This is a genomic window from Laedolimicola sp. (assembly GCF_051972735.1).
In the GTDB taxonomy this organism is placed as follows: Bacteria; Bacillota; Clostridia; order Lachnospirales; family Lachnospiraceae; genus Laedolimicola; species Laedolimicola intestinihominis.
Map to the genome: position 1 here is coordinate 1 of NZ_JBOKYU010000074.1, position 5,216 is coordinate 5,216.

At 49.4% G+C, this 5,216-nt stretch carries 9 protein-coding genes; 1 reads left to right on the top strand and 8 read right to left on the bottom strand.

Going from position 1 to position 5,216, the window contains the following annotated elements; all coding sequences use genetic code 11:
• From ruvX to mtaB, 3 genes are all read right to left on the bottom strand, one after another.
• On the bottom strand, positions 1 to 358 hold a 358-nt coding region (gene ruvX / locus ACTRC3_RS11375), incomplete at its 3' end, for a Holliday junction resolvase RuvX (RefSeq protein WP_440323144.1).
• Positions 359 to 371: 13 nt separating this feature from the next.
• On the bottom strand, positions 372 to 629 hold the full coding sequence (locus ACTRC3_RS11380; RefSeq protein ID WP_440323145.1) for an IreB family regulatory phosphoprotein: 258 nt from the start codon (positions 627 to 629) through the stop codon (positions 372 to 374).
• 63 nt (positions 630 to 692) lie between these two features.
• Positions 693 to 2,006 carry a tRNA (N(6)-L-threonylcarbamoyladenosine(37)-C(2))-methylthiotransferase MtaB gene (gene mtaB, locus ACTRC3_RS11385; protein WP_440323146.1) on the bottom strand — a complete coding sequence of 438 codons (1,314 nt, stop codon included), beginning with the start codon at positions 2,004 to 2,006 and terminating at the stop codon, positions 693 to 695.
• Between the two features lie 101 nt (positions 2,007 to 2,107).
• Here mtaB and ACTRC3_RS11390 point away from each other — a divergent pair, with 101 nt between their 5' ends.
• On the top strand, positions 2,108 to 2,344 hold the full coding sequence (locus ACTRC3_RS11390; RefSeq protein ID WP_440323147.1) for an HPr family phosphocarrier protein: 237 nt from the start codon (positions 2,108 to 2,110) through the stop codon (positions 2,342 to 2,344).
• 116 nt (positions 2,345 to 2,460) lie between these two features.
• On the opposite strand, the gene ACTRC3_RS11395 is transcribed toward ACTRC3_RS11390, so the two are convergent.
• From ACTRC3_RS11395 to thiI, 5 genes are all read right to left on the bottom strand, one after another.
• Complete coding sequence (locus ACTRC3_RS11395; RefSeq protein ID WP_440323148.1) at positions 2,461 to 2,820, bottom strand: helix-turn-helix domain-containing protein; 360 nt, start codon at positions 2,818 to 2,820, stop codon at positions 2,461 to 2,463.
• Between the two features lie 69 nt (positions 2,821 to 2,889).
• Entirely contained in the window at positions 2,890 to 3,297 is a 408-nt protein-coding gene (locus tag ACTRC3_RS11400; protein ID WP_440323149.1) for an HI0074 family nucleotidyltransferase substrate-binding subunit, read from the bottom strand.
• Positions 3,281 to 3,550: a nucleotidyltransferase family protein gene (locus ACTRC3_RS11405; protein ID WP_440323150.1), complete on the bottom strand. Its 270-nt coding sequence runs from the start codon at positions 3,548 to 3,550 to the stop codon at positions 3,281 to 3,283. Before ACTRC3_RS11405 ends, ACTRC3_RS11400 begins: the two co-directional genes overlap by 17 nt.
• A 31-nt stretch (positions 3,551 to 3,581) precedes the next feature.
• Positions 3,582 to 3,872, bottom strand: a complete 291-nt coding sequence (locus ACTRC3_RS11410) for a hypothetical protein (protein ID WP_158362323.1) — start codon at positions 3,870 to 3,872, stop codon at positions 3,582 to 3,584.
• Positions 3,873 to 3,946: 74 nt separating this feature from the next.
• Positions 3,947 to 5,131 (bottom strand): tRNA uracil 4-sulfurtransferase ThiI, encoded by a 1,185-nt coding sequence (gene thiI / locus ACTRC3_RS11415; RefSeq protein ID WP_440323151.1) that lies wholly within the window; start codon positions 5,129 to 5,131, stop codon positions 3,947 to 3,949.
• Positions 5,132 to 5,216 lie beyond the last annotated feature (85 nt).

Sequence of the window (5,216 nt, forward strand, 5' to 3'; positions counted from 1 at the left end):
CTCCCCGGTTTTCCCGGCGCACACCGCCTTCCATCATAGCCCGGTTGGCTGCTACAGTCGTGAGACGTTCATCCCACATCACAACAGGCAGACCCGTTCTCTTTTCCAGCATTTCTTTAAATGCGAGAGACTTCTCGGCCCGCTCACCCATGGTATTATTCATATTTTTCGGAAGTCCCAGCACGAAGCTCTCGGCCCGGTACTCCTTCGCCAGCTCTTCTATTCTGGCAAGCGTCTGGCGAAGCTTGTTCTCGGATTTTCTCCGGACAATCTCCACTGGCTGGGCCGTAATACCCAGCGGATCGCTGACTGCGACGCCTACTGTCTTGGAACCAAAGTCCAGTCCCAGAATTCTCATATACAACTCCTTGCTACAGCTTTGCCTCGATATAAACTTTCAGAAGTTCTTCCACCAGCTCGTCGCGCTCCACCTTCATAATCAGGCTGCGGGCGTTGTTATGACTGGTAATATAGGTCGGATCTCCGGACATAATATAACCCACGATCTGATTCACCGGATTATATCCCTTTTCCGTCATCGCCTGATATACCTGGTTCAGGATATCCCCTACCCGGTTTTCAGATTCCGGCAATACTTTGAAATTCTGTGTGCTATCTATTTTGCTCATTTTCATCACGCTCCTGACACCACTACAAACTATTGTACTCTATCTTTTGCAAAAATACAAGTCCTAGATCCGATTTAACGGCTTCGCAGCGCACAAACGTTCTTCTATAGTATCTCCAATTACAGCCGTAATAATCTGATTCGTCAGATCTTCATCGGAAATAACCGCTGCGCGAATGTATTCTTTTGTATGGCCCACCTGATATTCTACACCATCTATCACCATATTTTCCTCAATCAGAATCTCCACCTGCTGACCACGGAGTTCCTCCATATACTGTCTGGAATGCGCTGCATCCAGGGCCAGCAGCACATGGCTGCGCTCGGTCTTTATCTGCTCGGGAACCTGATGCTCCATAACAGCCGCACGGGTTCCCTTTCTTCTGGAATATTTGAAAATATGGGTCTCAAATAAATGAATCCGCTTCAGGAATTCCACCGTCTCCGCAAATTCCTCTTCTGTCTCGCCAGGGAATCCCACGATGACGTCCGTGGTCAGGGCCGGATGGGCGAATTTTTCCCGGAGAAGTTCGCAGCTCTTTGCGTATTCTTCCGCGGTATAGCGACGGTTCATCCGCTTCAGGGTGGCGTCGCAGCCGCTCTGCAGGGACAGGTGGAAATGAGGACAGAACTTCGGCATCTTTGCCAGCATTTCCGCAAATTCTTCTGTGATAATCCGGGGTTCCAGGGAGCCCAGACGAATGCGGTCGATACCTTCTATCCCATCCACTGCCTGAATCAGGGTCAGGAGATTTTCTCCTTCCAAATCCACACCGTAGGAGCTTAAATGAATACCGGTCAGCACTACCTCACGATAGCCCGCCGCTGCCAGCTCCCGGATTTCCGCGCAGACGTCAGCGCTCTCCCGGCTGCGGACCCGGCCTCTGGCGTAGGGAATCACACAATAGCTGCAGAACTGATTACAGCCATCCTGTACCTTCACATAAGCTCTGGTATGCTCTGCGGTTTTCGTGACCGTCATATTTTCATATTCCTTTGTGTGGTTGATATCAATAACCGTTTCCTCGTCCACGCCCTCTTCGTAAGCTTTCAGGATCGCCAGCAAATCTTTTTTCCTGTTATTTCCAATCAGTAAATCTACCGCAGCATCCTCACGCAGCTCAGCCTCTGCTGTCTGTACATAGCAGCCCACCGCTACCACCAGGGCCTCCGGATTCTGTTTCTTCGCCCGGTGCAGCATCTGACGGGACTTCCGATCCGCGATATTTGTTACCGAGCAGGTATTGACAATATAGATATCTGCTTTCTCCTCAAAGGGTACAATCTCATAGCCTGCCTGTTCCAGCATCTGCTGCATGCCCTCTGTCTCATATGCGTTTACCTTGCAGCCCAGGTTATGAAGCGCTACTTTTTTCATTTTCCAACCTCTTTCCAAAAATATGTGATTTCCCATTGACTTTTCCTGCACCCGGTATTAAGATCGTAGCTATAGTAAGCGATTATCAGGAGGGTATTGTCATGAAAACAGTCAAAATTTGTCTGAATTCTATCGAGAAAGTGAAATCCTTTGTAAATGATATTACAAAGTTTGATGTAGATTTCGATCTGGTATCCGGACGCTACGTCATCGACGCAAAGTCCATTATGGGTATCTTCAGCCTGGATCTGTCCAAGCCGATTGACTTAAGCATCCACGCGGACGAGGAACTGGATTCCATTCTGAATGTTCTGAAACCGTACATCGTGGAAGAATAATTCACAAAGATTTTCACTCTACATAAAAATCAGCCCGGCGTCGCCGGGCTGATTCTTTTTACTTCCCTTTTCGCAACTTCTTTCAGTATACAGAGTTGCGGAGGATTTTTCAAGGTCTATTCTTCTTTCCTTACTTTCCGCAGTATTTCCTCCGCTGACACCCCGTAGAGCTCCGCGATGGCGATGAGATTCGCGGTGCTGGGATCGGACGCGCCGCTCTCCCATTTGGAAACGGCCTGGCGGCTGACACCCAGGGCCTCGGCTACGAATTCCTGCGTCATTTTGCACGCAGCCCGATGGGCTTTCAGGATCTCGCCCAGAGTACGAGCAGTCTCTGCCTTTTCTTTGCGGATGGGCTCTGCTTTCAGGTATTTCCGCAGGGTTTTTACCAGCAGGACAAAAAGGTAAATCAGTCCACCGACGATCAGCGCGAAAATGAGCAGATTGATGAAAGTGACTATAGTTCCGATTAGCATAAGATGGAATCCTCCTGTTCTGTCTTTGATACCGGAATCATAGCAGATACGGGCAGTTGCCTCCACCAACTATCGCGCAACCGACAGTTTTTTTACGACTGCTTCAAACTCGTAAAATAAATCAATATAAGTTTCCACAATCGTGCCGCAGTGTTCCTTCACAATTTCGCAGTCATAATCATGCGTCAGCTCATTTCTCACCTTCAGCATTTCCATCCAGGCGTCATCGGAAATCAAATTTGCCTTGAAAGCCTCCCGAAGCACCTCCCGCGGCGATCCTGCCACAAAACCGGTAATCGCATAGTGCTGCACCAGGATATCCTTCATGACCTTCCATGCCAAATCAAAGGTAATACTGAATTTGGCGCTAGTACCGCTTAACACAAAAGAATCGGAAAGATCCCTCTGTTTTGCCTCCGCCAGCGCATCCAGGGAATTGCAGAATGATGTGAAACGTCTTTTAAATTTCTCGTCCATATTGCCTGATATCCTCCAATAACAACTGATTTTTACAGGTATCCAGATTCAACAAATCAACACTGTAAAGGGTCGGCAACTCCTCTATTCTTTCTGCCAACAGTTCAAAATTCTTCACTCCTGACACTGCGATATCAATGTCGCTTCTCTCCCGCGCCGTATGCTTTGCCCTGGATCCATATAAAATCACTCTTTGGGCATGAAAGCTTCTGCAAAGCTTTGCTGCTTCCTGTATTACTTCTTCTGCGGTCATCTGCGACACCCTCTTTCTGTCATTGCCACTTTTAGCCGTGCAGCCCGTTAGTCTGGCGGATCATATCCTCCACCACAATATCGAAAATTTCTCCTATGGAATTGCAATATTCCAGAATTTTCCAGGGCTCATTGGTATGGAAATGAATCTTCACCAGATCCTCGTCTCCCGCCGCAATCAGGCTGTTGCCCTCAAAATGCTCGGTGATGTAATCGGAAATTTCATCCTCGTCCAGGTCCTGATCCCTGCGCTCAATCAGAAGCTGGGTATCATAACGGTATGCGAACTGATCGTCTTCAGCGTCAATTGAATTTACTCCCATGTGGTTAATCTCCTTTGTTTTCCTGATAATAATCAATATTGTCCCAGCCGGCTCGTATGGTTTCTTTATACTCTTTAACCTACCACAATCAGCTCTGCCGTCTCGATGGCCTTGTCTACCATCTCGTCGATCTGCTCCATCAGCTTCTGCTCGGAGCGCTTGATCACATTGATGTTCGGCTTGGTTACCGGGTGCTTGGCAACAAATATCGTACAGCAGTCCTCAAAGGGCTGAATCGACGTCTCATAAGTATCGATCTGCTTGGAAATCGTTACGATATCTTCCTTATCGTACGCAATCAGCGGACGGAATACCGGCATGGTGCAGACCTCGTTGGTGGCTGCCAGGCTATGTACGGTCTGGCTGGCTACCTGGCCGATACTCTCGCCGGTAATCAGGCCGAGAGACCCTGTCTTCTCCGCGATCCGCTCTGCGATCCGCATCATATAACGGCGCATGATAATCGTCAGCTCGTCGTGGGGACATTTCTCATAGATATATAACTGAATCTCCGTAAAGTTTACCACATACAGGTAAATGGGGCCGGTATAACGGGCCACCTTCGCCGCCAGATCTACCACCTTCTGCTTCGCGCGCTCGCTGGTGTAGGGCGGCGCATGGAAGTATACCGCGTCAATCTTGACGCCGCGCTTGGCTACCATGTAGCCTGCCACCGGGCTGTCAATACCGCCGGATAAAAGCAGCATGGATTTTCCGTTGGTGCCGATGGGCATACCGCCCGGCCCCGGAATAATATCAGAATACAGATAAATGTGCTCCCGCACTTCCACATGAATCATCAGCTCCGGCTCATGCACATCTACGCGCATACCCGGAAACGCATCCAGAATCCGGCCTCCCAGCTCCGCGTTCATCTCCATGGAAGCCTTCGGGTAAGTCTTGCGGGCACGGCGGGCCTGTACCTTGAAGGTTTTCTCACAATTCTCACCGTAGCGGGCCTTTAAGTAAGCCACCACATCATCGCCCAGCTTTTCAAAGCCTTCGTCCTCCAGAATCACCACCGGGCAGATGCCTACGATACCGAATACCCGGCGCATGGCTGCCACCGCATCATCATAGTCATATTCCCCCTCGGTGTGGACATAGATACGTCCCTGATCCTTGGTTACTTTAAACGTGCCCTCCACATGCTTCAGGGCATGGCGGATCTGCGCTACCAGCGCGTCCTCAAAGAGATAGCGGTTCTTTCCCTTGATCCCGATTTCTCCGTATTTTATCAAAAAGGCATGAAACAACATATGGTTCTCCTTTTCTGTCTTCTGGTAAACCGGCGCAGCATGGGCAAAAGCTCCCTAAGCGTCTCCAGCGTAATATCCAGTTCGT